Source organism: Enterobacter sp. Cy-643, assembly GCF_011752815.1.
Lineage (GTDB): Bacteria > Pseudomonadota > Gammaproteobacteria > Enterobacterales > Enterobacteriaceae > Cedecea.
In genome coordinates, this window is record NZ_VWWV01000001.1 from 1,320,318 (window position 1) to 1,347,033 (window position 26,716).

At 55.2% G+C, this 26,716-nt stretch carries 22 protein-coding genes; 12 read left to right on the top strand and 10 right to left on the bottom strand.

The window, feature by feature from the left end:
* Nucleotides 1–167 precede the first annotated feature (167 nt).
* The 4 genes from F3J29_RS06100 to kduD all read left to right on the top strand — a co-directional run bounded on the left by F3J29_RS06100 (nucleotide 168) and on the right by kduD (nucleotide 3,817).
* Complete coding sequence (locus F3J29_RS06100) at nucleotides 168–965, top strand: IclR family transcriptional regulator (RefSeq protein ID WP_166863857.1); 798 nt, start codon at nucleotides 168–170, stop codon at nucleotides 963–965.
* Nucleotides 966–1,077: 112 nt separating this feature from the next.
* Nucleotides 1,078–2,070 carry a 2-keto-3-deoxygluconate transporter gene (gene kdgT / locus F3J29_RS06105; protein ID WP_166863859.1) on the top strand — a complete coding sequence of 331 codons (993 nt, stop codon included), beginning with the start codon at nucleotides 1,078–1,080 and terminating at the stop codon, nucleotides 2,068–2,070.
* 121 nt (nucleotides 2,071–2,191) lie between these two features.
* Nucleotides 2,192–3,028, top strand: coding sequence for a 5-dehydro-4-deoxy-D-glucuronate isomerase (gene kduI, locus F3J29_RS06110; protein ID WP_166863861.1), 837 nt, complete (start codon nucleotides 2,192–2,194; stop codon nucleotides 3,026–3,028).
* Nucleotides 3,029–3,055: 27 nt separating this feature from the next.
* On the top strand, nucleotides 3,056–3,817 hold the full coding sequence (kduD, locus tag F3J29_RS06115; protein ID WP_166863863.1) for a 2-dehydro-3-deoxy-D-gluconate 5-dehydrogenase KduD: 762 nt from the start codon (nucleotides 3,056–3,058) through the stop codon (nucleotides 3,815–3,817).
* 97 nt (nucleotides 3,818–3,914) lie between these two features.
* Here the strand turns inward: kduD and F3J29_RS06120 are convergent, their stop codons facing one another.
* Both F3J29_RS06120 and F3J29_RS06125 read right to left on the bottom strand, forming a co-directional pair.
* Nucleotides 3,915–6,986, bottom strand: a complete 3,072-nt coding sequence (locus F3J29_RS06120) for a beta-galactosidase (RefSeq protein ID WP_166863866.1) — start codon at nucleotides 6,984–6,986, stop codon at nucleotides 3,915–3,917.
* 110 nt (nucleotides 6,987–7,096) lie between these two features.
* Nucleotides 7,097–8,176, bottom strand: a complete 1,080-nt coding sequence (locus F3J29_RS06125) for a LacI family DNA-binding transcriptional regulator (protein WP_166863868.1) — start codon at nucleotides 8,174–8,176, stop codon at nucleotides 7,097–7,099.
* Nucleotides 8,177–8,247: 71 nt separating this feature from the next.
* On the opposite strand from F3J29_RS06125, the gene F3J29_RS06130 reads away from it, so the two are divergent.
* A complete protein-coding gene (locus F3J29_RS06130; RefSeq protein ID WP_166863870.1) occupies nucleotides 8,248–8,865 on the top strand; it encodes a glutathione S-transferase family protein in 618 nt (205 codons plus the stop codon).
* Between the two features lie 75 nt (nucleotides 8,866–8,940).
* On the top strand, nucleotides 8,941–9,753 hold the full coding sequence (locus F3J29_RS06135; RefSeq protein WP_166863872.1) for an arylamine N-acetyltransferase family protein: 813 nt from the start codon (nucleotides 8,941–8,943) through the stop codon (nucleotides 9,751–9,753).
* Nucleotides 9,754–10,167: 414 nt separating this feature from the next.
* On the opposite strand, the gene F3J29_RS06140 is transcribed toward F3J29_RS06135, so the two are convergent.
* Nucleotides 10,168–10,809, bottom strand: a complete 642-nt coding sequence (locus tag F3J29_RS06140) for an HD domain-containing protein (RefSeq protein ID WP_166863874.1) — start codon at nucleotides 10,807–10,809, stop codon at nucleotides 10,168–10,170.
* Between the two features lie 113 nt (nucleotides 10,810–10,922).
* Between F3J29_RS06140 and F3J29_RS06145 the strand changes: the two genes are divergently transcribed.
* Nucleotides 10,923–11,876 carry a GlxA family transcriptional regulator gene (locus F3J29_RS06145; protein WP_166863876.1) on the top strand — a complete coding sequence of 318 codons (954 nt, stop codon included), beginning with the start codon at nucleotides 10,923–10,925 and terminating at the stop codon, nucleotides 11,874–11,876.
* Nucleotides 11,877–11,879: 3 nt separating this feature from the next.
* Here the strand turns inward: F3J29_RS06145 and F3J29_RS06150 are convergent, their stop codons facing one another.
* Nucleotides 11,880–13,922, bottom strand: a complete 2,043-nt coding sequence (locus F3J29_RS06150) for a choline transporter (RefSeq protein WP_166863878.1) — start codon at nucleotides 13,920–13,922, stop codon at nucleotides 11,880–11,882.
* A gap of 291 nt (nucleotides 13,923–14,213) precedes the next feature.
* On the opposite strand from F3J29_RS06150, the gene betI reads away from it, so the two are divergent.
* The 4 genes from betI to pptA all read left to right on the top strand — a co-directional run bounded on the left by betI (nucleotide 14,214) and on the right by pptA (nucleotide 18,335).
* Entirely contained in the window at nucleotides 14,214–14,807 is a 594-nt protein-coding gene (betI, locus tag F3J29_RS06155) for a transcriptional regulator BetI (RefSeq protein ID WP_166863880.1), read from the top strand.
* A gap of 17 nt (nucleotides 14,808–14,824) precedes the next feature.
* Nucleotides 14,825–16,297 carry a betaine-aldehyde dehydrogenase gene (gene betB, locus F3J29_RS06160; RefSeq protein WP_166863882.1) on the top strand — a complete coding sequence of 491 codons (1,473 nt, stop codon included), beginning with the start codon at nucleotides 14,825–14,827 and terminating at the stop codon, nucleotides 16,295–16,297.
* 19 nt (nucleotides 16,298–16,316) lie between these two features.
* Nucleotides 16,317–18,002 carry a choline dehydrogenase gene (gene betA, locus F3J29_RS06165; RefSeq protein WP_166863884.1) on the top strand — a complete coding sequence of 562 codons (1,686 nt, stop codon included), beginning with the start codon at nucleotides 16,317–16,319 and terminating at the stop codon, nucleotides 18,000–18,002.
* 102 nt (nucleotides 18,003–18,104) lie between these two features.
* Complete coding sequence (pptA, locus tag F3J29_RS06170; protein ID WP_039293536.1) at nucleotides 18,105–18,335, top strand: tautomerase PptA; 231 nt, start codon at nucleotides 18,105–18,107, stop codon at nucleotides 18,333–18,335.
* A gap of 28 nt (nucleotides 18,336–18,363) precedes the next feature.
* Here the strand turns inward: pptA and F3J29_RS06175 are convergent, their stop codons facing one another.
* The 4 genes from F3J29_RS06175 to tyrP all read right to left on the bottom strand — a co-directional run bounded on the left by F3J29_RS06175 (nucleotide 18,364) and on the right by tyrP (nucleotide 23,608).
* Nucleotides 18,364–18,861 carry a P-loop nucleotide/nucleoside kinase family protein gene (locus F3J29_RS06175; RefSeq protein WP_166863887.1) on the bottom strand — a complete coding sequence of 166 codons (498 nt, stop codon included), beginning with the start codon at nucleotides 18,859–18,861 and terminating at the stop codon, nucleotides 18,364–18,366.
* A 103-nt stretch (nucleotides 18,862–18,964) separates the two neighbouring features.
* Entirely contained in the window at nucleotides 18,965–20,062 is a 1,098-nt protein-coding gene (locus F3J29_RS06180; protein ID WP_166863889.1) for an ABC transporter substrate-binding protein, read from the bottom strand.
* A gap of 1 nt (nucleotide 20,063) precedes the next feature.
* Entirely contained in the window at nucleotides 20,064–22,205 is a 2,142-nt protein-coding gene (locus F3J29_RS06185; protein WP_205246643.1) for a TonB-dependent siderophore receptor, read from the bottom strand.
* Nucleotides 22,206–22,396: 191 nt separating this feature from the next.
* Entirely contained in the window at nucleotides 22,397–23,608 is a 1,212-nt protein-coding gene (gene tyrP, locus F3J29_RS06190; protein WP_166863892.1) for a tyrosine transporter TyrP, read from the bottom strand.
* 246 nt (nucleotides 23,609–23,854) lie between these two features.
* Between tyrP and F3J29_RS06195 the strand changes: the two genes are divergently transcribed.
* The gene (locus tag F3J29_RS06195; RefSeq protein ID WP_166863894.1) at nucleotides 23,855–24,964 is read left to right on the top strand and encodes an ABC transporter substrate-binding protein; all 1,110 of its coding nucleotides are present in this window, start codon (nucleotides 23,855–23,857) and stop codon (nucleotides 24,962–24,964) included.
* A gap of 97 nt (nucleotides 24,965–25,061) precedes the next feature.
* Here F3J29_RS06195 and F3J29_RS06200 read toward each other — a convergent pair whose 3' ends face one another.
* Complete coding sequence (locus F3J29_RS06200) at nucleotides 25,062–25,514, bottom strand: SgcJ/EcaC family oxidoreductase (protein ID WP_166863896.1); 453 nt, start codon at nucleotides 25,512–25,514, stop codon at nucleotides 25,062–25,064.
* Between the two features lie 190 nt (nucleotides 25,515–25,704).
* The gene (locus tag F3J29_RS06205) at nucleotides 25,705–26,682 is read right to left on the bottom strand and encodes an NAD(P)-binding domain-containing protein (protein ID WP_166863898.1); all 978 of its coding nucleotides are present in this window, start codon (nucleotides 26,680–26,682) and stop codon (nucleotides 25,705–25,707) included.
* Between the last annotated feature and the right edge of the window lie 34 nt (nucleotides 26,683–26,716).

Below are 26,716 nucleotides of genomic sequence, written 5' to 3' on the forward strand. Positions count from 1 at the left end.
TGCTTCACATAACGTTTTTTAGGCTAATTTCTGTATATTGTTTCACATATGAATTGCGCAGTTCTATATATGAAACAAAACGTATTTAAGCAGGTTATTAAAACAGGTTCGATATATAAAACAAAAATCGTTCTATATATAAAACCAGTCTCTGAATGGAAATAAACATGCATATTCCCGAGGATTTAAAAGAGAGTAAAGCGCCGGCAGCCGTCAGACTGGTGGCTATTCTTGATTTTATTGCGGAAAAAGGCAGCGCCAGTTTTAGCGAAATCAGTACCCAGCTGGCTATCCCGAAAAGCAGCACCCATCATTTGCTGGAGGTTCTGTCTGCCACGCACATGCTCCGCCTGCGCGTCGACGGGCGTTACGCCCTCGGGTTGCATTTGTTTGAACTGGGGGGGCTGGCGGCAAGCGGGCTGGACATTCGCCTTGAGGCCATTCCTTACCTGCACGAGCTGGTCGAACTCACCGGGCTCACCTGCCACCAGGGCATTATGGAAGGTGATGAAGCCTTTTTCCTCAGCAAAATTCAGTCGCCGCAGGCGATTATATTAACCTCGTGGGAGGGGAAACGCATTCGGCTGCACAGCACCTCATTGGGAAAAATTCTGTTGGCCTGGCGCCCTGGCGAACAGGTTGAACAGATTCTGTCCAGGGCCACTTTCGTGAAGAAAACAGAGTCGACTATCACCGATAAGTCGCTTTTTATCGAGCATCTCGCCCTGGTGAAGCAGCAGGGTTGGGCCTATGACGATGGTGAAAATATCAATGAAATTCGCTGTATTTCCGCCCCGGTATTTGACGTCAAAGGCAATGTGCTTTGCGCCATCGGGCTGACGGGAATGGTTTCACAATTTACTAATGGCAAAAAAGAAGAGTACTTAAGTCATTTATTGGCAACCACTGAGAGAATATCAAATGCATTAAACTTTGGCCTGAAGTCCAGGCCTATAACAAAATAGTTAATCTGTATTAATCAAGCCGTAAATTATCCGGGAATCACTCCCGGAGGTTTACTTCTGGGATTTTGCAATAAAAACCCCATTTATAAACTATTTTATCGAGGAAACAAAGATGCAAATTAAGATGGCAATAGACAAAATCCCCGGGGGATTAATGCTCGTGCCGCTATTTTTAGGTGCCCTGTGTAATACATTTGCTCCCGGCACCGGCAAATATCTTGGGTCATTTACCAATGGCCTTATTACCGGCACGGTGCCGATCCTTGCCGTCTGGTTCTTTTGTATGGGGGCGTCGATTGAGCTCAAAGCCACGGGGACGATGCTGAAAAAATCCGGCGTACTGGTGGTGACCAAGATTGCTACCGCGTGGGTTGTGGCGATGGTCGTCGGATCATTTCTGCCGCTGAGCGGCGTTGAAGCCGGACTCTTTGCAGGCATCTCCACCCTGGCGCTGGTTGCGGCAATGGACATGACAAACGGCGGGCTATATGCCGCGCTGATGAATCAGTACGGCTCCAAAGAAGAGTCCGGCGCCTTTGTGCTGATGTCGCTGGAGTCCGGGCCGCTGATGACGATGGTGATACTGGGCACCGCCGGGATTGCTTCTTTCGAGCCGCAGCTGTTTGTGGGGGCGGTGCTGCCTTTCCTGGTCGGATTTGTGCTGGGTAACCTCGATCCCGACCTGCGGAAAATGTTTGGCGGGGCGGTACAAACCCTGATTCCATTCTTCGCCTTTGCGCTCGGCAATACCATTAAGCTGCAGGTCATTTTCGAAACCGGTCTGGCCGGGATCCTGCTGGGCATCCTGGTGATTGTGGTCACCGGGATCCCACTGATTCTTGCCGATAAACTCCTCGGCGGCGGCGATGGCACGGCGGGCATAGCGGCCTCAAGTACCGCAGGTGCCGCGGTGGCCACGCCGGTATTAATTGCTCAGATGGTGCCAGAATTTGCGCCTGCGGCACCGGCAGCTACGGCCCTGGTGGCCACCAGTGTGATTGTCACGTCTATCCTGGTCCCGATTCTTACCGCACTCTGGGCAAAACAGGTTAAAAAAGAGAAGACCGGCCAGAAGGTTGTTGTCGTCAAACAATCTGCACCTTAAGTATTCATCTAAACACCTAAAGATATACCTGACATTCAAATTAAATAATCTATTCCCTTAATGGCATATACCCGCCAGGGACACGCTCGCATTGAAATGACCACAGACTAAGGAGTTATACATGGATATCAGACAAAGTATTCACAGCGATCACGCTAAAACGCTCGACACCGCCGGGATTAGAAAAGAATTTTTAGTTGAAAAGATTTTTGAGGCCGATAAATACACGATGGTTTACAGCCATATTGATCGCATCGTGATTGGCGGCATTATGCCGGTAAATAAAAGCGTTTCAATTAGCGAGGAAGTGGGCAAACAGTTCGGCGTGAACTATTTCCTCGAACGCCGTGAGCTGGGGTTGATTAATATCGGTGGTGCCGCCGTGATTACCGTCGATGGCACCGAATATCGCGTAGAAAAAGAAGAAGCGATGTATATCGGTAAAGGCTCCCGGGAGGTAACGTTCGCCAGCGTGGACAGCGCAACGCCGGCCAAACTCTATTACAACAGCGCGCCGGCCCACCACGCGTATCCAACGAGAACAATCACCGCCGCAGATACCGTGGCTTCGGCGTTAGGTAGCCTGGAAAGCTGCAACAAGCGCACCATTCGCAAGTATCTGGTGCCGGAGGTACTCGACACCTGCCAGCTCAGCATGGGCATGACCAGGCTGGAGGAGGGCAGCAACTGGAACTCGATGCCCAGCCACACTCATGAACGCCGCATGGAGGTTTATTTCTACTTCGACATGGATGAAGACACCATTGTCTTCCATATGATGGGCAAACCACAGGAAACACGCCACGTTGTCATGCACAACGAACAGGCGGTGATCTCGCCGAGCTGGTCCATTCACTCTGGCGTCGGGACCAAACGCTACACCTTCATTTGGGGCATGATCGGCGAAAACTTAACGTTCGACGATATGGACCACATCGCCATGAAAGATATTCGCTAAATCACTAACGCACGCAAGGAGTACACCATGGTTTTAGATCAATTTGCTTTAACAGGAAAAGTGGCGCTGGTGACCGGCTGTAATACCGGACTGGGGCAGGGCATGGCGGTTGGCCTGGCGCAGGCGGGCTGCGACATTATTGGCGTTAACATTGCAGAACCGGCGGAAACCCGCCAGCAAATTGAAGCGCTGGGGCGGCGTTTTGTGAATATCTCTGCCGACCTGAGCCGCTATGAGAATCTGCAAAACGTGGCCGACGACGCCGCCGCCGTTTTTGGGCGCATAGACATTCTGGTGAACAATGCCGGGATCATTCGTCGCCAGGATGCGCTCGAGTTTTCGGAGCAGGACTGGGACGACGTGATGAATGTGAACCTCAAAACGGTTTTCTTCCTTTCTCAGACGGTGGCGAAGCAGTTTATTAAGCAGGAAACCGGAGGGAAAATCATCAATATTGCGTCGATGCTCTCCTTCCAGGGCGGGATCCGCGTGCCTTCTTACACCGCGTCTAAAAGCGGCGTTATGGGCATCACCCGCCTGATGGCGAATGAATGGGCGAAACACAATATCAACGTCAATGCGATTGCGCCGGGCTATATGTCCACCAACAACACCGAGCAGCTAAGAGCGGATGCGGCGCGCAGCAGCGAGATCCTGGATCGCATTCCTGCGGGGCGCTGGGGGTTTCCATCGGATCTGATGGGGCCGGTCGTGTTCCTGGCTTCACCGGCGTCGGACTACGTGAACGGCTACACCGTTGCCGTCGACGGCGGCTGGCTGGCACGTTAAAGTTGCTGACGAAGAGGGAAAAGCGTGGTTTTTTCCTTTTGGTGGTAGTGAGCCGAAACCAATGAAAGGCCGCCTGGATAACAGGCGGCTTTTTCAATTACCGTTTCTGCCAGCTAACCGCGTAGTGATAATGCGACCCGGACAGCAAAAACGCCGGCGAGACGCTCGGGCTCCAGGAATCATCCCCGCCGACGCCCATATGATAGCCGTCGATATTCAGCCAGCAGCCTTCTTCTTCCTGCAATAAATGCCGGTGCGTGGCTTCCCGCAGCTGTTTCTGGCCGTATCGGCCGATGTTGAAGTGAAACGCTCCGCGCCAGCGGTGGCTGCCATACTCCAGCGACGAAGCATCACAGCGCAGGCCATTTTCACTCGGGAAAACGTAGGGCGTGTACATGTCCGCCAGCGGCAGCGTCCATCGGTCAAACAGCGCCGAGCTTTTGCGGTCCGGATAGTTCTCGTGCGGCCCGCGTCCAAACCAGGTTACCTCTGATTCAATATCCACAAGCTGGCAGCAAAGACCAATCCGCGCCGGGGCGGGCGTGCCGAAGGCAACGTCCACATCCACCGTAATATGCAGCTCACCCTCGCTGTCGATAAGGTAATTTTTACGGCTAATGAACAGCGTTTTACCGTTCCCCTGCCAGCGATGAGCGGTGCGAACCAGCGCCGCATTGCCCAGCCTGTCCGCGTCGAAACTCAGCAGTTCCGATGTCAGGTCGTACATGCCTGCCGCCTTCCAGCGTTCCACCCAGGCGTTAGGGTCGATATGCGCGGCTTCACTGATGCCGATGTCATTATCCAGCGGCGCACGAGTGAAGTTATCCCGTAGCGGCTGGAGTAGCGTAGGCTGCTGATGGCTAAACCACTGGCTGAGCAGGCCGCTTCTTCTCTCAAAACGCCAGTGCTGATCGCCGTGGAACACATCAACGTGTCTGTCGTCCATTTGCAGCAACGGCGCTGAACCGCCGGGGAGGGTTGCGGGCTGCGCTAACGCGGACGGCAACTGCCACTGCGCCCGAGCGCAACAATGCCCGGCCTCACTCCATACGGTTGCCTTTATCTGCCGGACTTCGACATTCAGCCAGAGATCGCCGGGGCGAGTCATCGCCGGCAGCGGAAGCTGAAGCACGCGGGATTGTTCTGCCGCCAGGTCCAGCGTCAGTTCACCGCTGGCCAGCACTTCGCCCTCGTGTTTCAGCGTCCAGGCCAGCCGTTCGTTGTCGCTGGGGCGGAACAGGTACTCGCTGGTGACTTCCAGTCCGTTGTCCGGCAACAGGCGGAACTGGAAGAACTGCTGCGCCTGTTTCGCTTCATGCAGAGCCGGGTGCGGCGTGCGGTCGGCGAAGACCAGGCCGTTCATGCAGAACTGACGATCGTTTGGCGTGTCGCCAAAATCACCGCCATAGGCGGCCCAGGGCTGGCCGTTTTCGTCATATTTCACCAGCGACTGGTCGACCCAGTCCCAGACAAAACCGCCCTGCAGCCGTGGATGCTGGCGAAATGCCTCCCAGTATTTGCTGAACCCGCCGAGGCTATTGCCCATCGCGTGGGCGTACTCGCACAGAATAAGCGGCCGGTGTTCTTCAGGCAGCCCCAGCCATTTTTTAATTGACCACTTCGGCACCTGTGGGAAGGGCTGATCCTGATCGACGCGGGCGTACATCGGGCAGATGATATCGGTGGCTGCGGTGTCCGCGCCGCCGCCTTCATACTGTACTGGCCGGGTGGGATCGTTGGATTTTATCCAGCGGTAGAGCGCATCGTGATTGCTGCCGTGCCCGGACTCGTTGCCCAGAGACCAAATGATAATGGACGGATGGTTGCGATCGCGCTGCACCATGCGCGTCACGCGCTCGGCCATCGCGGGTAGCCAGGTCGGATCGTCGCTCAGACGGTTCATCGGCACCATGCCGTGGGTCTCGATATTGGCTTCATCGACAACGTACAGGCCGTAAAAATCGCACAGCCTGTACCACAGCGGATGATTGGGGTAGTGGGAACAGCGCACGGCGTTGAAATTATTCTGTTTCATCAGCAGGATATCCCGCCGCATTGTTTCTTCATCCATCACCTGGCCATTTAACGGATGATGCTCGTGCCGGTTCGCGCCGCGCAAAAGCAGCGGTTTGCCGTTGAGCTTCAGCAGCCCGCCGGTAATCTCCACTTTGCGGAAACCGACGTCATAGCTTTCGGCTTCGATAAGCGCATTGCCTTGCTGCAGGACAACCACGGCCCGATAGAGATTCGGCACTTCTGCGCTCCACAGCAGCGGCTGTTCAACCGGCAGATGCAGAGTAGTGCGGTCGTGATAAGCCCCGCGTTCGTCAATAATCTCACTGCCGATAGCCTGCTGTTTCGCCGCCAGCAATGTCTCGCCGCGCCAGAGCTGCACCATCACTTCGCAGGCGCTGATGTTCTGACCTTCAAGTTTGACTAACGCCCGCAGCTCGCCGCGTGAAAAATCCTCGTTAAGATCGGTCTGCAACTGCACGTCGGCAAGGCGTGTGTCCGGCTTATGCAGCAGCGAAACATCCCTGAAAATGCCGCTCATGCGCCACATATCCTGGTCTTCCAGATAAGTGCCGTCGCTCCAGCGAAGCACCATCACCGCAATGCGGTTGCTGCCGGTTTTTAGCCCCGCGCTGAGATCGAATTCGGCGGGCAGGCGGCTGTCCTGGGCGTAGCCAATCCAGGTGCCGTTGCACCACAGATGAAAGGCGGAGTTTACGCCATTAAAAATAATCCGCGTTTGCCCGCTCGCCAGCCAGGTTTCATCGACATTAAATGTGAGCGAGTAACAACCAGTGGGATTCTCCTGTGGCACAAAAGGGGGATTGACCGGGATCGGGTAAGTAATGTTGGTATAAATGGGCGCATCATAGCCAAGCATTTGCCAGTTCGACGGGACGGGTATTGCCTGTGCCGCGGGGAGATCTTCGCTGAGCCAGCTCTCCGGCACCGCTTCGGGGCAAGGAAAATAGCTAAACGCCCATTCGCCGTTAAGGGATTGCCGCGACGGTGAGCGCTTATCATCCCTGGCATCTTCCAGCGAACGCCAGCTGGAAAACGGGGGATGAGCCGCCAGCGAGTTAAGCCGGGTCACGCCGGGAGATTCCCAGTCGCGGCGGGCCAGCGTGGCATGGAGCGAAGGTGAAATATTGGTCATAGTGATGCACCTGCGAGATAATTGTTATTCGCTCACAATCTAACGCGAGTTGTTGAGGAGTAAAGCTATCGCGCCGTATTCGGTGATGAGCCTCACAAAGAACTGCGGTTTTATTTCAGGCGCGAAATCTGCTGCGCAAGGCGAGAAAGCTCGTCGGCCAGCTGCGCCGCGGTGGGCTGTATCAGGCTACCCGGCGCGGCGGTCGTTTTACGCTCCACAAGGCTGACCGGGTGCAATGCCGCTAATTCGCCCCCGCGCTGAATAAGCGTCACCATGCCGTCCACGCTCGCTTCGCCTAGCCGCCGGAAGTCCTGCCGGATGGTCGTCAGCGGGGGATGAAAACAGGCACTATCTTCGGTGTCATCAAAACCAATAACGGAAATGTCCTGCGGCACCGCGAACCCGGCTTCGTGAATGGCACGTAGCGCGCCCAGCGCCATCTGATCGTTAGCCACAAGGATTGCCGACGGCGTCTGCCCGTCACGTAACAGCTGGCTAACGTGCTGGTAGCCCGAAAGGGAACTCCAGTCCCCACGCATAAACGCCACTGGCGCGAGCTGGTGCTCCGCCAGCGTTCGCTGCCAGCCCTCAAGCCGCAGCCGGGCGGAGACCGAGTTTTCTGGCCCGGAGAGCAGCGCGATATGGCGATGCCCTATCGTGACAAGATGTTCAACCGCAAGGCTCGCGCCTGACGCGGCGTCGGTCACGATGCGATTGGCCTTCACTTCCGGGGAGACATCAAGGAACAACGCGGGAACATCACCGCAGGCCGCCTGAACGGCTTCCACCTCCGCCGTTTCCAGCGGAATGTTCACAATTAGCCCGTCAACGCGCTGGGCAAGCAGGCTACTAACGGCGACGAGCGCCGCATCTACACCGGGCCGTTCAACCATCGAAATCATCACGTTGAACTGCAGCTCACCGGCTTTAGATTTTATTGCCGCCGCGATCTGCGAAGGGGCATGCAGGGAAAGGGTGGTGGTCGCCAGGCCAAGCGTCTGGCTGAGTTTACCCGCCAGCTGCTGAGCCACACGATTCGGCACATAGTTCAGCGTTTTCATCGCGACTTCTACCTTTTGCCGCGTTTTCGCCGAAACGTGCGAAGCCTGGTTAATCACTCGCGAAACGGTTTGATACGACACGCCTGCCGACTCGGCAACATCGTACAGTGTCACAGATTTCGCTTTCATTGCAGGCTTCCTTCTCGCAGATGCTGGTAGGGCGGCTATTCTACACATAACGCGAAAGCCGGGAGAAACTTATGTACAAACTGTATGGCGTGTCGAGTTTTGGGTCGGCCATTACTGAATTGATGCTAACGCTGGTTGAGGAACCTTACAAATTCATCGACGTGGACGGGTTTGACACCGCAGGGCCAATGCGGGATCGGCTGCTGGCGATTAACCCGCTGGCGCAGGTGCCAACGCTTGTGCTGGAAAACGGAGAGGTACTGACCGAAAGCGCGGCCATCGCGCTCTGGATCCTGGACAGGCACCCACAATATGCCCCGCCCATTGGCACACCTGAGCGGCAGCAGTTTTACCGCCTGCTTATCTGGATTGTGGCCAACGTTTACCCCACCTTCACCTACGGCGATTACGGCGAACGCTGGGTAGAAGAGGAAGCCACGGTGTTAACCGAAAACCTTTACCGCTACCGTGAGACGCTGTGGCTGTGGTTTGAAACGCAGCTAAGCGCTGGTCCCTATATTTTTGGCGAGCGCCTGACGCTGCTGGATTTGTATCTGCCGGCGATGACCCGCTGGCGCCCGCGTCAGGCCTGGTTTGATCAACACACACCTAAGCTTGCCGCCGTGGCTAATCGGGTTCGCGCGCTGCCGCAGCTCAACAAAGTGTTGGGCAGAAACGGTATGCTCTAAAGCACTAACGATCATCTGCCTGCAGGCCGCCGCATTTATAGTGAGGCCATTCATTCGCAGCAGGGAATCAGAAAAATGGCATTAGATCTGGGGCTTTATTTCGACCGTATTAACTACCACGGGTCGCGCAGCGCAACGGTGGATACTTTACGTGCGTTGCATCTGGCGCACGCCTGCGCTATTCCGTTTGAGAATCTGGACGTTTTGCTCGGCAGAACGCTCCATATCGACGACGAAAGCGTCTTTGAAAAGCTGGTCGTGGCCGGGCGCGGCGGCTGGTGTTTTGAGCAAAATGGCCTGTTCCGCAATGTTCTTGCCGGGCTTGGCTTTGAGGTGGAAAACTTAGCGGCTCGCGTATTGCTGGCCAACCCGCCGCAGATGCCCGCGAGGACGCACCGCCTGACGAAGGTTACCGTCGACGGCCAGGCCTGGATCGCTGACGTTGGTTTCGGCGGTAAAACGCTGCCCGAACCTGTTCGCTTGGTAGCAGGTGAAATGCAGCAAACAACGCATGGCGTGTACAGTTTCGAGCGGGTTGAGCAGGACTGGTTGCTGAAATTCCATGATGCTGAGAAGGTGACCAACCTCTATCGCTTTAGCCTTGAACCGCAGTACGACTCTGATTACGAAGCTGGAAACCACTACGTGGCAACGTGGCCGCAATCGCACTTCCGCCATTGCCTGACGCTGAGTTTGTACAAAGCTACAGGGGAAAAGAATACGCTCTATAGCGCCGGGGAAAATGCACCGGTCTTTACTCATGCGCAAGACGTTTATGACCTGCTGCAGAAAAACTTCAATTTGCGCTTCGACCATCCGCGCCACGGCATCAGCCTCGAAGAGTTTTCAGCGATGCTGATCCGTATTGGCGTGATAAAAGCAGCCTGACCTTCCGTTTAAACGCCGCAGTTTGTGCCGGCAGGCCGCGGCGATCCGCCCCGATCGTAAAATCACACTCAAAAAACCGAAATAAAATAGCAAGAGTACGCGCGTAGATAGTGGATATATCTTGTTTCAAAGCCAGTGCAAGGGTAACAGACCGAATAATCTGAGGAATATTCAAAAATTGACATTTATTTGAAAATTTCCTTTATCAATTTGAGCCTTTTTCTTTTAGCATATCGGCGGTTCTCATCAGGCGGCACAGCGGTTAACACAGGTTATGAAAAACATCTTTCTGGCAATTCTCCTTTCTCTTATGGTTATTGGCGCTTTTGCTCACGATCCACAGCCGGGTACCGGGCTTGATGCTCTCGCCGCCGTGCAGGGCAGGTGACAGTTAAGCCACCCGCCTGACGTTGCTTAACCCGCCCAGCGGGAAGCGCGAATAATGCTGCAGAAGTTCAGGGGTTCGAACCCGGGTTCTTTATCCTGAATGACATCGGCCTTTACGTTGCCAAACGTGGTGGCCGGTTTGTTTTTAATCCCGTCGTAAAACGCCTGAATAATTTCTTCTTTAAACGCCGCCGGGCGAGGGTGCAGTTTCACCACCTGCTCACGCTGTTCGTCGCTGAATTTGTCGTAATCAATCCCCAAAACATCCATTTCAACGCCGGCCGTGACCAGCGCAATTTCCGGCGCCATAAACTCAGGAATGCCCGGCGTGGTATGCAGGGCAATCGCCGTCCACACTTTGTCGATATCGGCCTGGTTTACGCCGTACTGGCGCATAAAATCCCGTGCGGCAAACGCGCCGTCCACTTCAAAACGCTTGTCGCAGCTGCAGTGATCGTGTGTCAGCCCCATGTCGTGGAACATACAGCCGACATACAGCAGCTCGTGGTCAACCTTCAGTTCACGCCGCTGCCCGGCCAGCGCCGCCCAGTAGTAAACCCGGCTGGAGTGATGGAACAGTAAATCTGATTCCGTGTCGCGCACCAGTTGGGTGGCTTCACGCGCCATTTTGGTGTCCGGAATGCTAATGCCGTTAATTTTTAAGCTCATCTCTTTCTCCTCACGTTGGTGTTGCAGTAGCATAGGCCACAGTTAAAATGTCTTAAATGGTCGTGTTGCGACGATTTAAGACTTATGCCGCAGTTCGTGACGTGGAGAAAAGAATGGCGCATCAAATCCTGATCCTGGCGGTGCCGGGCGTGCAGCTGCTGGATGTTTCCGGGCCGCTGGATGTGTTTGCCGAGGCAAACCGTGTGCTGTGCCGGGAGGTGTATCAATCACGAATTATTGCGCTGGAAGCCCCGACTATTGTCGCTTCGTCCGGCGTGAAAATGCTGGCAGACGATCTGCTTGAAAGCGCGGCCGGCGGGCGGGAAACCACATTTCTGATTGCCGGTGCGCCGGATGCGGCAGACAGAACGCTTAGCAGCGAACAGTGTGAAAAAATAACCGCGCTTTGTGCCCGGAGTCGGCGCTTTGGCTCCGTCTGCACCGGCGCACTTTTGCTGGCACAAACCGGCTTATTACAGGGCAGGAAAGTCACTACCCACTGGTCAGCTGCACCGCTTTTAGCCGCCCGTTACCCCGAAACGGAAGTAACAGCCGATGCGCTTTACGTCATGGATGGGGCATTACGCACGGCGGCAGGCGTCACTTCCGGGCTGGATCTCGCGTTAAGGCTGGTGGAAGAGGATCTCGGCCGGGAAGCCGCGCAGGACGTCGCCGCCAGGCTGGTGATGTTCTTCAAGCGGCCTGTGAACCAAACCCACTTTATCCGGGAGCAGAAAACTTCGCTTAACGGCCGCAGCGCGCTCCAGGATCTCCAGCGCTGGACAATAGCCAACATAGCGGAGGTGACCACCGTGCAGCAGATGGCGGCACATATTCACCTCAGCGTGCGGCATTTAACGCGCCTGTTTCATCAGGAAATACAGATCGCGCCGGGCGAGTGGCTGGAGGCCGAAAAAGTGGCAAAGGCGAGGCAGTTGCTGGAATCCGGCGAGCTGCCGGTGAAGGCGATACCCGCCGCCAGCGGGTTTTCCGGAGTGGATACGCTGCGGCGGGCCTTCGTGCGTCGTATGGGCATTACGCCCGCCGCGTATAAGAAGATGTGCTAACCGCTACACATTCGGGAACGTAATGCTGTTCCCCGGCGCTTCGCGGTGCAGGTGGATAAAGTTCAGGTGGCGCTCATACTGATCCAGAATGTCGATGATCACCTGCTCTTTGCTGTAGTCCATCAGATCGTTACCCTGGCTGCCTTCGAGCAGGAAGGTTTCCAGCCGGTAATAGGTGGATTTACCGCTGCGGGCGCGGTAGGTAAAGCCCGGCACCGAATACTTCTGCGGCCAAATCTGGTAGACAAAGTTTTGCTCGTCGCCCATATGCACCCGCAGCTCAAGGTGCCCCAGCTTCTCATCCGGCAGCGGCGGCTCAACGGAAAGCTGAACCTTCGCACCGCGCAGTTCCAGCTCCTGAGAAACCTCTTCCATCGCCGGGTAACAAACGGTGTCCATCATCTTCTGCGTGTACCGCGTGCCGGGGTAGTTCATCAGGCGGGACAAGCGTTTTTTCCAGCCCAGACGATCCTGCGCGGTCATCATATACGGCGCGGTATCGCGGCTGGCGCTCACCCGGCGGTAATCTTCAATTTTCAGCGACTTATACAGCCCGGCCATCACGAAGAAGATCACAAAGCTGAACGGCAGGCCCATAATCACCGTCATGTTCTGCAGCGCGGAAATGCCGTTGGTCATCAGCATACCCATGGTCAGCAGGCCGATAGCAATGGACCAGAAAATACGCAGCCAGTTGGGCGCATCGCTGTTGATATCCTTCAGCTTAGAGGTGAAGTTCCCCAGCACCAGCGCGCCGGAATCCGCCGACGTGACGTAGAACAACAGGCCGGTAATCGTCGCCACCGAAGCGCTGAAGGTGAAGCCGGGATATTGCGCCAGCAGGCTGTAGAAGCCCCGTTCCGGGTGCGCCATCGCTTCCTGGGCAAATGTCCCGTCACCGTGAATGATTTCGTACAGCGCGCTGTTGCCGAACACCGAAAGCCACAGCAGGGTAAAGGTGAACGGAATAATCAGCGTGCCTAACACGAACTCACGAATGGTACGGCCACGTGAAATACGCGCCAGGAACAGGCCGACAAACGGCGACCACGCCACCCACCAGGCCCAGAAGAATAGCGTCCAGTTGTTCATCCATTCCACCGGGCGGTCGAACGCAAAGCTGTTTAGCGTCATGCCCATAAAGCGATTGATGTAATCGCCCACGTTCAGCACCAGCGCGTTGAGCAGGAATTCGGTATTGCCCATAAACAGCACGAACAGGATCAGGCCCAGCGCCAGCGCCACGTTCAGTTCGGAAAGCACGCGAATACCTTTATCCACGCCGGAGGTGACCGAAATAGTGGCGATAATCACCGACAGAACGATCAATGCCGCTTTAGCCCCCAGACTGTCCGGGATATCAAACAGCACGCTCAGCCCGTAGTTCAGCTGCACGACGCCGATCCCCAGCGTGGTGGCAATGCCGAAAATCGTGCCGATCACCGCCGCGATATCCACCGTATGGCCAATCGGGCCATTAATTTTCTTGCCAAAGATGGGGTACAGCGCCGAGCGAATCGTCAGCGGCAGGTTGTAGCGGTAGCTGAAATAGCCCAGCGCGATGCCCATCAGCGCATACATCGACCAGCCGGTCAGGCCGTAGTGGAACAGCGTCCAGACCATCGCCTGACGGGCAGCTTCGATGGTTTGCCCGGCGCCCTCCGGCGGCTGCATATATTGCGTTACCGGTTCGGCGACGGAGAAGAACATCAGGTCGATGCCTATTCCGGCAGCAAACAGCATCGCCGCCCAGCTCAGCACGCTAAATTCGGGCTTGGACTGTTCCGGCCCGAGCTTAATAGAGCCGAAGCGCGAGCAGGCGATAAACACCACAAACACAATGTAGAGCGTGGCGGCAAGCAGGTAGTACCAGCCGAAGCGGGAGGAGACCCAGCTTAGGGTATGGCTAATCAGATTAGCGGAAAAATCACTGTAGAAGATGGTCATCAGGGAAAAGCACAAAATCAGCCCGGCGGAGGTGTAGAACACCACCGGGTTGATTTTGTCTTTTTCACTGGTAGCAGGAGCAGTAACGGGCTTCGTCATCGATTACCTCAGGTTAAGTAACGGTGACTACTCAGATGAGCAGTTAAGTTTTTCTTGTGAATGCAGGTGAGATTGTTTTTTAACAATTCCATAATCAATTTATGGTCTTAAATTGATGATTAAGTTTAATGCATTGAATTTATTCAAATAAAATCCTCTTTTTAATTTTTTAGAATGCGAATATTTCGCTGCTTTCTTGCCTTTGCGTAACAATTAATACACATTTTATATTGAACGTTCAATCAATAAACGCTTAAATAGATAACAATTACTGATGATTGGAGCAGGGCGATGCCAAAAAAAGGTATGCAGCCGATAAGGCGAAGACAGCTGATCGACGCCACATTAAACGCCATAAATGAGGTCGGTATGCATGATGCTACGGTGGCGCAAATTGCCCGCCGGGCCGGGGTCTCAACCGGCATCATCAGCCATTACTTTCAGGATAAAAACGGCCTGCTGGAGGCCACCATGCGGGACGTCACCGCCCAGCTTCGCGATGCGGTCGTGGGGCGACTGAAAGCTTTACCGGGCGCGTCTGCCGAACGGCGACTGTGCGCCATCGTCGACGGAAATTTTGATGAGACGCAAACGCACAGCGCGGCGATGAAAGCCTGGCTGGCATTCTGGGCCAGCAGTATGCACCAGCCGATGCTCTACCGATTACAGCAGGTAAGCAGCCGTCGCCTGCTGTCCACGCTCACCGCCGAGTTCAGGCGCGAGCTGCCGCAGGAGGAAGCCAGGCTGGCAGGTTATGGTCTCGCGGCGCTGATAGACGGCCTTTGGCTGCGGGCGGCCCTAAGCGGCAAACCGTTTGACCGCAAAGCGGCGAGCGTACTGACCACGCAATTCATCAACCAGCATCTTACTGCGGTGAAAAGCTAATCTAGCGAGGAGAAATCATGTCCCGATTGGGTGAACAACAGCTTTATATCGACGGCGCTTACGTGAATGCGCTCAGCGGCAAGACGTTCGAAACCATCAACCCGGCTAACGGCGAAGTGCTGGCGGTCGTTCAGGCCGCTGGCCGGGAAGACGTTGACCGCGCCGTTGCTGCCGCGAAGAAGGGGCAGAAAATATGGGCAGCAAAAACGCCCGTTGAACGTGCACGCATTTTACGCCGGGCGGTCGACATTCTGCGCGAGCGTAACGATGAGCTGGCCGAGCTGGAAACGCTAGACACTGGCAAAGCCTTCAGCGAAACCTCCACCGTCGACATCGTCACTGGTGCAGACGTACTGGAGTATTACGCCGGGCTGACAACCACTCTGGAAGGCCAGCAAATTCCTCTGCGGGAGAGCTCATTCGTCTACACACGCCGGGAACCGCTGGGCGTTGTGGCCGGGATTGGCGCGTGGAATTACCCGATTCAGATTGCGCTATGGAAGTCCGCGCCCGCGCTGGCCGCAGGCAATGCGATGATCTTCAAACCGAGCGAAGTGACGCCGCTTAGCGCGCTTAAGCTGGCAGAAATTTATACCGAAGCCGGGCTGCCGGACGGCGTCTTTAGCGTGCTACCGGGCGTTGGCGCAGAAACGGGCCAACTGCTGACGGAACACCCAGGCATCGCCAAAGTCTCTTTCACCGGCGGCGTTGCCAGCGGCAAAAAGGTGATGGCCAACGCTGCTGGTTCAACGCTGAAACAGGTCACGATGGAGCTGGGCGGTAAATCTCCGCTGGTTATCTTTGATGACGCCGATCTCAATCTGGCGGCAGACATCGCGATGATGGCCAACTTCTACAGCTCTGGCCAGGTCTGCACCAACGGCACTCGCGTATTTATTCCTGCGGCGCTGAAAGCAGAATTTGAGAAGAAAATTGTGGCGCGCGTAGGCCGCATTCGCGCCGGCGACGTGATGGACCCACGCACAAACTTTGGCCCGCTGGTCAGCTTCCCGCACCGCGAAAACGTGCTGCGCTACATCAAGTCCGGTCGTGAAGAAGGCGCGACGCTGCTGTGCGGCGGCGACAAGCTGCGCGGAGAAGGGTTTGATCGCGGCGCCTGGGTTGCGCCCACGGTGTTCACCGACTGCCGCGATGAGATGACTATCGTCCGCGAAGAAATCTTCGGGCCGGTAATGTCGATCCTCAGCTACGAAACAGAAGAGGAGGTGATTCGCCGCGCTAACGACACGGATTATGGCCTGGCGGCGGGCGTAGTCACGAACGACCTCACTCGTGCGCACCGCGTAATTCACCAGCTTGAGGCCGGGATTTGCTGGATTAACACCTGGGGCGAATCTGCAGCAGAAATGCCGGTGGGCGGCTATAAGCATTCCGGCATTGGTCGCGAAAATGGCCTGATGACGCTGCAAAGCTATACGCAAGTTAAGTCAATCCAACTGGAGATGGGCACCTATCAGTCAATCTTTTAATCCCACCTGAGGAGGATGAATGGAATTTGATTACATCATTATTGGAGCGGGTTCCGCAGGTAATGTTTTAGCTGCACGTTTAACGGAAGATCCCGATACCACCGTCCTGCTGCTTGAGGCAGGCGGCCCGGACTACCGCTTTGATTTCCGCACCCAAATGCCAGCTGCGCTGGCGTTCCCGCTGCAGGGCAAGCGCTACAACTGGGCCTATGAAACCGACCCCGAGCCGTATATGAACAACCGCCGGATGGAGTGCGGGCGAGGCAAAGGGCTGGGCGGCTCATCCCTGATTAACGGCATGTGTTACATCCGTGGAAACGCGATGGATCTCGATAACTGGGCGTCGATGCCGGGTCTTGAGAACTGGAGCTATCTGGACTGCCTGCCGTACTACCGCAAAGCGGAAACCCGCGACATTGGCCCGAACGATTACCACGGCGGCGAAGGCCCGGTGTCCGTTACGACGCCGAAGCAGGGGAACAATCCGCTGTTTCACGCGATGATTGAGGCTGGCGTGGAAGCCGGGTATCCGCGAACGGACGATCTGAACGGCTATCAGCAGGAAGGCTTTGGCCCGATGGACCGCACCGTGACGCCAAAAGGGCGCCGCGCCAGCACCGCTCGTGGCTATCTTGACGAGGCAAAGCGCCGGGAAAACCTGACCATCGTGACCCATGCAACCACTGACCGCATTATCTTTGATAATTTGCGGGCGGTTGGGGTGGAATACCTGGTGAACGACAGCCCGGTGCATTCCGTGGCCAAAGCGCGCAAAGAAGTTTTGCTGAGCGCCGGCGCGATTGCTTCGCCACAAATTCTGCAGCGCTCTGGGGTGGGCGATGCAGAATTCCTGGCAAGCCTTGAGATCCCTGTTGTTCGTGACCTGCCGGGCGTGGGCGAAAACCTGCAGGATCATCTGGAAATGTACCTGCAATACGAGTGCAAAGAGCCCGTGTCGCTTTACCCGGCGCTGCAATGGTACAACCAGCCAAAAATCGGTGCAGAGTGGCTGTTCAACGGCACCGGCGTAGGCGCGAGTAACCAGTTTGAAGCGGGGGGCTTTATCCGCAGCCGCGAAGAATTTAGCTGGCCGAACATTCAGTACCACTTCCTGCCGGTGGCGATTAACTACAACGGCTCAAACGCGGTGAAAGAGCACGGTTTCCAGTGTCATGTGGGATCTATGCGTTCCCCAAGCCGGGGCCGAATAAAGCTGAACTCGCGCAACCCGCACGCGCACCCGAGTATTCTGTTCAACTATATGTCCCACGAACAGGACTGGCAGGAGTTCCGCGACGCGATTCGTATTACTCGCGAGATCATGCAGCAGCCCGCCCTGGATAAATACCGTGGCCGCGAAATCAGCCCCGGCGTTGACTGCCAGACGGACGAACAGCTGGATGAGTTTGTGCGTAATCATGCGGAAACTGCTTTCCATCCCTGCGGCAGTTGCAAGATGGGACACGATGACATGGCCGTGGTGGATGAGCAGGGCCGGGTTCACGGCCTGCAGGGGCTGCGCGTGGTGGATGCTTCCATCATGCCGCAGATTATTACCGGCAACCTGAACGCCACCACCATTATGATCGGTGAAAAAATTGCCGATGCCATTCGCGGCAAAGCGCCGCTGCCGCGCAGTACCGCCAGCTATTACAAAGCGGAACAGTCGCCGGTCAGAAAATCGCCGGCGCGAAAAATCCAGTAACCCTTCAAGGCCAGTCAAACTGGCCTTTCTTTTACCCGCCGCTTGCCCGATCCCCTCTTGAAGCAGTAAAACTACTGTTCAACAACAAAAAGGAGAATCACCGTGCCGCATATCGAAATCAAATGTTTCCCCCGTGAGCTGACCGAAGAGCAAAAACAGGCCGTTGCCAGTGAAATGTGTGACGTGTTGAAAAAGCACTTCGGCTCGAAGGACGAGTCGCTGTCCGTGGCGCTGAAAATGATCGATCAGGCAAACTGGAAAGCCGAAGTGTGGGATACGCAGATTGCGCCTGAAATGGACTCGCTGCTGAAAAAGCCGGGTTACAGTCTTTAATCAACGTTAAAAAGGTGACAATGTCACCTTAGCTGTAGCGAACTATCGTCAACCCTTCGCGCTCATCGGGCGCAACGAAGTAGCGGGTAATCAAATCAAACTGCGCGTCCGTAGCGGCAAAATCATGAGTTCCGCTGCTGTTGCGGGCGCGTAATCTCTCCCGGCAAACGTCATCGGGCACGTCCAGATAGTGCAGGCGATTATCTGCCCCGGCTTCATCCGCAATCGACTTCATCCACTGGCGGTTCGCCAGCGTATTGGCAGGGAAATCCAGCACTACCGAAAGCCCGTTCCTCAGCAGGGAAACAAGATGCGGCGTTAGCGCGTTTTTCAGTTTGCCTGAGCAGGCGACATAATCCGCCACGCTTTGCATTTGCTCGCCGTAAAGCGCCGCGAGCCAGCTGTCTTCACTCACCAGAATCGTGTTGGGCGTTTCCATCAGCTTTGCGCTCAGGGTGGATTTACCGGCCGCAATTTTGCCGCAGAGGAGATGAAGCGTGGGCTGAACGGGGGACGTGGTAGACATGATCACCTCATGAAAGAAGACAAGTTTTCACTACTGTCTACCTGAGGGATGAAAGATACAACCAGTAAAATTGGCGGGTCAGAGCACCTGACCCGCACACAGGCTACTTCAGTTTCGTCCAGTAAGTGCCGGTTTCTTTCACCGCCAGAAACTGCTGGTTCATCTCATCCAGCGTTTGCTGGGGATCCATATCCGCAAACAGCTGCGGGTGGAAGGTTTTGGCAAAGAACTCAACGTCCAGTAAATGCCACGGCGAGAGGTAGAAGTTATGCCATACCGCCCAGGCTTTGTCGTTCTGGATAGCGTTCAGGTTCGAAATGACTTTCTGCTGGCTAAGCACCTGGGAAAAGCTTTGCTGCGCCTGAGTGGCTGTCACTTCCGACCCCAACTTCAACCGGCCCGTTTGATCCGGCCCGGCGCTGCCGGTGGCGATGTAAATATCCGGGTTTACCGTCAGCAGCGCTTCCGGGGAAATCTTGCCATACACGCCGGGGAAGCGGCTCACGGCAATGTTATCCCCGCCGGCAAAAGCCAGCAGATCCGCCAGGTTGCCGCGCCCGACGGTGGTGCAGCAGTCGCTTTTATCCCCTAAATGCAGCTGCAGCATTACCGTCGGCTTCACGGGTTTAGCCTCAGCCAGGCGTTGGGCAATTTTCGCCATGTGCTGCTGATAGAAGGCGATAAACTTTTCCGTTTTCGGCTGGTCGTTTAGCGCTTCGCCCAGAATACGCAGGCTGGGAACGGTGTTATTCAGCTGATCGACGCGGAAATCAACGTAAATCACCGGAATATGCGCCTGCGTGAGCTGGGTAAGAAAGCTGTCGTGATTGCTCTCTTTTTTGGCGTAGATCGGCAGAATCACCAGGTCCGGACGCAAGGCGATAACCTTCTCCACGCTTATCTGCGAGAAGTTATTGTTGCCGATAATCGGGATATCTTTGATAGCCGGGAACGCTTCGGTGTAGCGGTTCCAGGTCTGCGGATCCAGACGCTGCAGATCCGCAGGCCAGCCGACCACGCGCTTCGCCGGGTTACCGTCCTCCACCAGGGCGAGGGTGTAAATCATCCGGCTTTCGCCGACGACCAGGCGCTGCGGGTTATCCGGAACCTCAACTTTCCGCTGCAGAATATCGGTAATCGTTTTGGCCTGACTGCCGGCGCTAAGCGCCAGCAGGGCCGCGAGCAACAGCGACTTTTTCATCTCAGAAGTCCACGCTGGCGGAGAGATAAGCGGTGCGCGGTTCACCTTCGATAACGCGCAGGTTACCGGCGCTGGATTCATAGTACTCGCGGTTGAACAGGTTTTTGACGTTCAGCTTCAGCTCGGTATTTTTGCCCAGCAGCTTGCTGTCCCAGGCCACAAACGCATCCGCCACGGTGTAAGCCGGCATGGTGAAGCTGTTTTCCGGGTCACCCGCGCGGCTGCCGACGTAACGCCCGCCGCCGCCCAGGCGTAATTCACCCGGCAGCCAGGAGAAACGCAGGGTGTGGCTGAGGTAAAGTCCGCCCATGGTCGTCGGGGCATTTACCAGACGGTTGCCGACGTTCACCGGATTGACGTTATCTTCCACGATCTCAGTTTTGTCATAGCTGTAGTTCGCCGTCAGATTCCAGTCCTGCGCAATTTCGCCGTTAAGCTCTAATTCCGCGCCGGTAGAACGCGCTTTCGGGATATTGCGCGTCACGCCGTTGATAAACACCGACATGTCTTTTTCATCAATGCGGTAAAGCGCCAGGCTGCTGGTCAGGCGAGGGGCCATCTGCCATTTCGCGCCCACTTCCCAGGTGGTGCCTTTTTCGGTGGACGCTACGTTACCGTTGTCGTCCGTTTGCGTGGAAGGGGTGAACGACTTGCTGTAGCTGCCGTACAGCGACACATCAGGCACAATTTTGTACACCAGGCCCAGCTGCGGCAGGAAAGCATTACCCCGGTCTTCCAGCGTGGTTTGCGGATTTACCCACCCGGCGCTGGAAGTCTGGGTGTAGCGCTGCAGGCGGCCACCCAGCACGGCAATCCACTGGTCGGTCAGGTGAATGCTGTCTTTCGCAAACACGGAGCGACTGTAGAGATTAGTGCGCAGGTTACTGTTGGAATCGCTATAGGTGCTGCCGTTGGTGACCGGCGAGACGCCGTATACCGGGTTATACATATTGAAGGTTTTCGTCACCTTCCCGCGGTACGAATACTTCTTGTAGGTTTCGTTCTGTTCGTAATCCGCGCCCAGCGTGATGTCGTGGGTCATGCCCAGCAGTTCAGGGCTGCCGCTGATGTCCCAGGACGCGTAATCCGTCTGGTGGTTAAAGCCACGGTTCGCGTCCGCGCGGCGGGAAACCAGGCCGCTGTTAGGATCGACCGCCGTGGCACGCACTTCGTTACTGTCGTAGCGGCGCTGCATCCAGGCGTAGTTCAGGTTCGTTTCCCAGGTGTCATCCAGCTTGTACGAGTAGTTGGTCGTCAGGCGTTTGTTTTTACCCCAGGCATGGTTGGCGTAATCGTCAATGCGGCGGTCGTAGGGAATGTTGAGCGGTTTGCCGTTGATAAACGCCGTGCCGCGGTCATACGGGATATCAAACTTATATTCGACGTAGCTGATATTGAAAGAAGCTTTATCGCCGTACCAGCTGAGCGACGGGGCAATCAGCGTGTGTTCATCGGTGCCGAAATTCCGCCAGTAATCCTCATGCTGACGCTCGGCGACCAGGCGGAAGGCGAAGCCGTTGCCGAGCGGGCCGGTGACGTCAACCATGCCGGAACCGCCGCCGTTGCTGCTGCTGGTGCCGCTGACGTGGGTGTTCCAGGTGTACTGCGGTTTCTTGCTGACGAGGTTAATCACGCCGCCGGGATTCAGGATGCCGTAGAGCAGGGAGGCCGAGCCTTTCAGCACCTCAACATGGTCGATGCTGGAATCCATCGCCAGGCCCTGGTTGCTGCGCACCCCGTCAATAAACACCGAGCCATCGCTGTTCGAGCCGAACCCGCGTTTAACGAAACCATCCTCGATGCCGCCGAGCGTATTACTCTGCGTGACGCCGCTGACGAACTTCATTGCGTCATTGACCGAGGTTACCGCGTAGTCGTCAATCACCTGCGGCGTGACCACGCTAACGGACTGCGGGATTTCGCTGCGCGGCGTCTTGCTCCGGGAGGCGATAGAGGAGTCATCCTGGGTATAGCTGGTTGGTGAACCGTCCGGGTTAGCGGTAGCGACCACGGTTAAGGTGTCTTCCTTCGGTTTGTCGGCGGCGAAAGCCGGAGCACCAACGATGAAGGTTGAAATGATTAATAATTTTGAATTAACAAGTGCCTGGCGAACGAAAGTAGAACCAAAAGGAATGCGATTCATGATGTTGTTTATCTGAACTGAAGCGATTTTATAATAGGAATTGAGATGATAATAACAATAATTAGCATTTACAATATTAACTCTGCTTACATAATTACTGGTTTTATGTCCAAAATCCTGATGATTTAGCGGGGAATTAGCAGAAAAAATGAAGAACGCGGGACGAATGCCCCGCGTGAATGTTAAAAGCGTTAACCGACTTCCGGCAGCAGGCCGACGGTAATTAAGAACTGAATAACAATGACGGCGATCCCGCAGGCAAAGACCAGCCCCAGCAGTGGTTTGCCGCCCGTCACGCGCCACGTTGCCTCCGCATGCTGTTTGCGGCTTTGCCACACCAGCATCGACGGCACCAGCAGGGCAAGCACCGCCAGCGCAACGCCCGCATAGCCCAGCGCCATCACAAACCCCTGCGGATAGAACAGCGCAAATACCAGCGGCGGCAGGAAGGTCATCAGGCCCGTTTGCAGGCGGCCAGAGGCTTTCCGGTTACGGGCAAAGAGATCGCCCAGGTAGTCGAATAAGCCCAGCGAAACCCCGAGGAACGAGGTCGCCAGCGCAAAGTCGGCGAACAGATGAATCGCCAGCTCAACGTGAGGGGTGGCCACCACCTGACGCACCACCTGCAGGAAGCCGTTCAGCCCGGAATGTTCCGCCATCAGCCCGGTAAAGGTTGGCGAGTCAATGGCGCCGAGGGTGGCGAGTTGCCAGAAGATATAGGCCACCAGAGGAATAGCGCTGCCGACGATAAACACCCAGCGCAGCTTGCGAATATTGCCGTTCATGTAGCTGACAATGCTCGGTACGCTGCCGTGGAAGCCAAACGAGGTAAAGATGACCGGGATGGCGGAAAGCGCCAGGCCTTTCTCAATCGGCAGCGTGAGCAGGTTGGTGTGGTGGATATGCGGCATCATCAGGGCGAGCATTACCACCAGCAGAATGATTTTGGCGCTGAACAGTACGCGGTTAAACATATCGACCATATGGGTGCCGATGCAGACAATCCCACCCGCCACAACGGTAAAGAGCAGCACGCCGGAGGTAGCGGAGATAGAAGTGGACAGCCACTGGCTAAGGCTTGCCGCCAGCAGTTCACCGGCGCCGCTAATGTAGGCCGCCGTCAGGGCATACATCAGGAACAGCATACTGAACCCCGTTAACCACTGCCCGGGGCGGCCAAGATAGCGCCGGGCGAGGGTGCCAAGTCCGGTATCCGCCGGAACGTGCTGATACACTTCAACCAGCAGCAGTGCGGTGTAACACATTAATCCCCAAAGGCCGACGAGCATCAGCAGCGTGACGCTAAACCCTACGCCAGCAGATGCCAGCGGCATCGCCAGCATGCCTGCGCCAATGGTGGTTCCCGCCACGATAAAAACACTGCCAAGAGTCCTGTTCTTCACGCTTTCCTCTGCATTTACGAAGAGCTGTATACATTTATGCCGCGCAGGGTAAGGGAAAAGCGTAGATGCGTCAAATGAGGGTTACGGGAGGTGTATCGATATATTTACGATTTTGCTTAAGTTTTTGTGACATTGTCACGTAATAAAATTAAACCAATCATTGCTTGCCATACCGCGGGAAATTAAGGCTTTATTAATATAAATAGTAATAATAACTAATCTCTTTCTCATGGAGAGCATCAATCAATGAAAGCAAATTTGGTCCTGACAGGGTTACTGCTCGCTTCGGCGGGCTGCGGCGCAACCACTTATCCCATCACGGTTACCGACATGGATAACCAGCGTATTACTATCGAAAAAGAACCTCAGCATGTGATCCTGCAGGATGGGCGAGACATTTTGTCGCTTGCGCTGCTTGACCGTGAAGATCCGTTCAAACGCGTTGTAGCCTGGAATAACCTGCCGAAAAAACAGGACACCCAAACCTGGGATGTGCTGAAGGGCAAATGGCCCGAAGCCACCAAAATTATTGATATGGGCTTTAGCGATCAGGGCGAAGTCAACCTTGAGAGCGTGCTGGCGCAGCAGCCGGACATCATGATTGCGCAACTGCGGGCCAAGCCTGCGCTGGAGCAAACCGGCGTGATTAAGTCCCTTAAAAAACTCAATATTCCGGTGGTGTTTGTTGACTATGAACTGCACCCGGTGGAGAACACCGCCAACAGCGTGAAGCTGCTGGGCACCGTGCTTAATCAGGAACAACGTGCCAAAGAGTACACCGACTATTACCAGCAGCATCTGGCCCGCATAAAGCAGGTTGCTGAGGAGGTGAAAAACAAACCTACGGTGTTTATTGAGCCGATCGCCGGTAACACCGAGAACTGCTGCTTTACCCACGGGCATAACGGCTGGGGTGCGCTGGTGGAAGCGGTAGGCGGGAAGAACATTGGTTCTAAACTGCTGCCGGGCAGCGCCGGGTTTGTGTCGATGGAGCAGATCATCGCCATGAAGCCTGACGTCTATATTATGTCCGGCTCTAAACGCCCGAACCCGAGCGTGTTGCCGTTTGGCTACGGCGGCACGCCGCAGGAAGTGAACGCGACCTTCAGTAAACTGCTGGCTCGCAACACCTTCCAGAACATCGAGCCGGTGAAAGAAGGCAAGATCTACGGCGTGTATCACCACTTCTATAATCACCCGTACAACATTATCGGAATGGAAATCCTGGCCAAAGACCTGTACCCGCAAAAATTACAGGATCTTGACCCTACGGCGGATTACCACCAGATAATCACGCAGTTCACCCAGATTCCTGACGATCCTATTCTGCTGAGCTACGCCTACAAAAAGCCATAATCGCTTTTTAACAAACGAAACGCGCACGATTAAAGTGGCCCTGTTGGTATTCAGACAAGCCAATAAAGGCGGTGACAAACGTCACCGCCTTAATTAATTAAACTTCAGGCATCGCGGAAGAGTGGTGTGAAGAGATTTTCCAGTCGCTGCCATCCCAGGCGTAGGTGAAAGTGTATCGAGCAGAAACCGTCGTTTTATCCTCAAAGGTAAAGGTATAGGTCCCTACATCAATCGCTTTATTGCAGCCAATTCTAACCGTTCTGCTGTCAATTTTACCCACGGGCTTTTTCGCCAGAAAATGTTCAAAATAATCCACGCGTTCGGCGTCCGTCAGACGTACCTGGTTTGACACCGTAGGCAATAACACCGCATCGGTAAGATAGGTATCAGCGACTTTTTTAGCCTCTCCAGTCTGGAGCGAGTCATTCCAGCGATCGAATAATCCTTCTATCGCGGCTTTGTCCACTTTCACACAATCCTTAGCGGGCGCGGCCCATGTGGAACCAGAAACCAGCAGTAATGAGCCGATAAAAGCTGACACTTTCCTCATAATATTTCCCTTTTTTGAGTGTGGTTAAACTGCCGGGAAAGTATCAATAATTCCTATTCGCAACAATGATCATTGTATATAGTTACATATATTTACTTATATTGATACCCGTGGCCTGAATCGTTTTATACGTGAGTCTTTCTTCATTAACGTGATGAATATCATGCAGAAACCTGCATTGATATTTTTCTTATTCGCGGTAAATGGCGATCCCGGCGTCTTTCATTTGCTGCAGCGCCGCAGCCATATCCAGCAGCATTTCAGCGGCAACCAGGCCACCTTTTTCACTTTTCAGCATCGCCTTAATCACCGTCAGTACGCCAAAAGCGGTCATATGCGCCTGCCCGTGTGGGTCAGAGACAATCACGCGCTTTCTGGCAGGCTTGCCGGCGTAATCCGTGCCGGCAATATCAACATACAGATCAATAGACGGCTTGCCACGCTGGAGCATGCCCAGTGAGGTGCCCGCCGCGATATCCAGCCTGACGGAATTCGCGCTGGTCATAGCGGCCACCGCGGTGGTATCGAGTATGCTGAACGGCACGCCCTGAACCACTTCGCCATTCTGGAGAGTGATATCCCGGGGAGTGGATGAATGCATCCAGCTTCCTGACTCCCGAATCAGAGCCGGAGCAAGTTCATTGCCTAATTCGCTGCTGGACAGTTCTCCCAGCGGATCGGCCGGATCGTGAAGTGCCGAAAGCTGCACGCTATCAATAACGCTAAAATCAGCGGCAAGCAGGCTAACCAGCGGTAAAAACAGACTCGCTTCGTAATAGCCCAGCGGCACGACGGGCTGAGTCGGCCGATATCGCTGAGTTAAATTCAGCAATGGCAAAATATCGTCACCGGTTGCCTGGGTAATATTGATGAAGGCGATGTGATTTTTGATAGCAAACTCCGCCAGCAGGTTCTTAGGGTCCGGCACGGCGGCAATAATAAGCTGCGCGTCAGCGGCGTGCTCAGGCACTTCCGTTCCGGTAAGATCGATACACGCCGGTTGCGCGAACCCCAGTTGCTCAATTAACTTCGCGCCTTTTGCCGGATTGCGGCCTGCAATCACCAGTTCAACTGCGGGAAAATGCTCACGAATCTGGCGGGCGATCGCCGCTCCAATCATGCCGTAGCCGCCGGCGATAAAGACTTTATCTAACTGGATATTTTTCATCTTAAAACCTCGTCATCAGGGGTAAATAATGCAA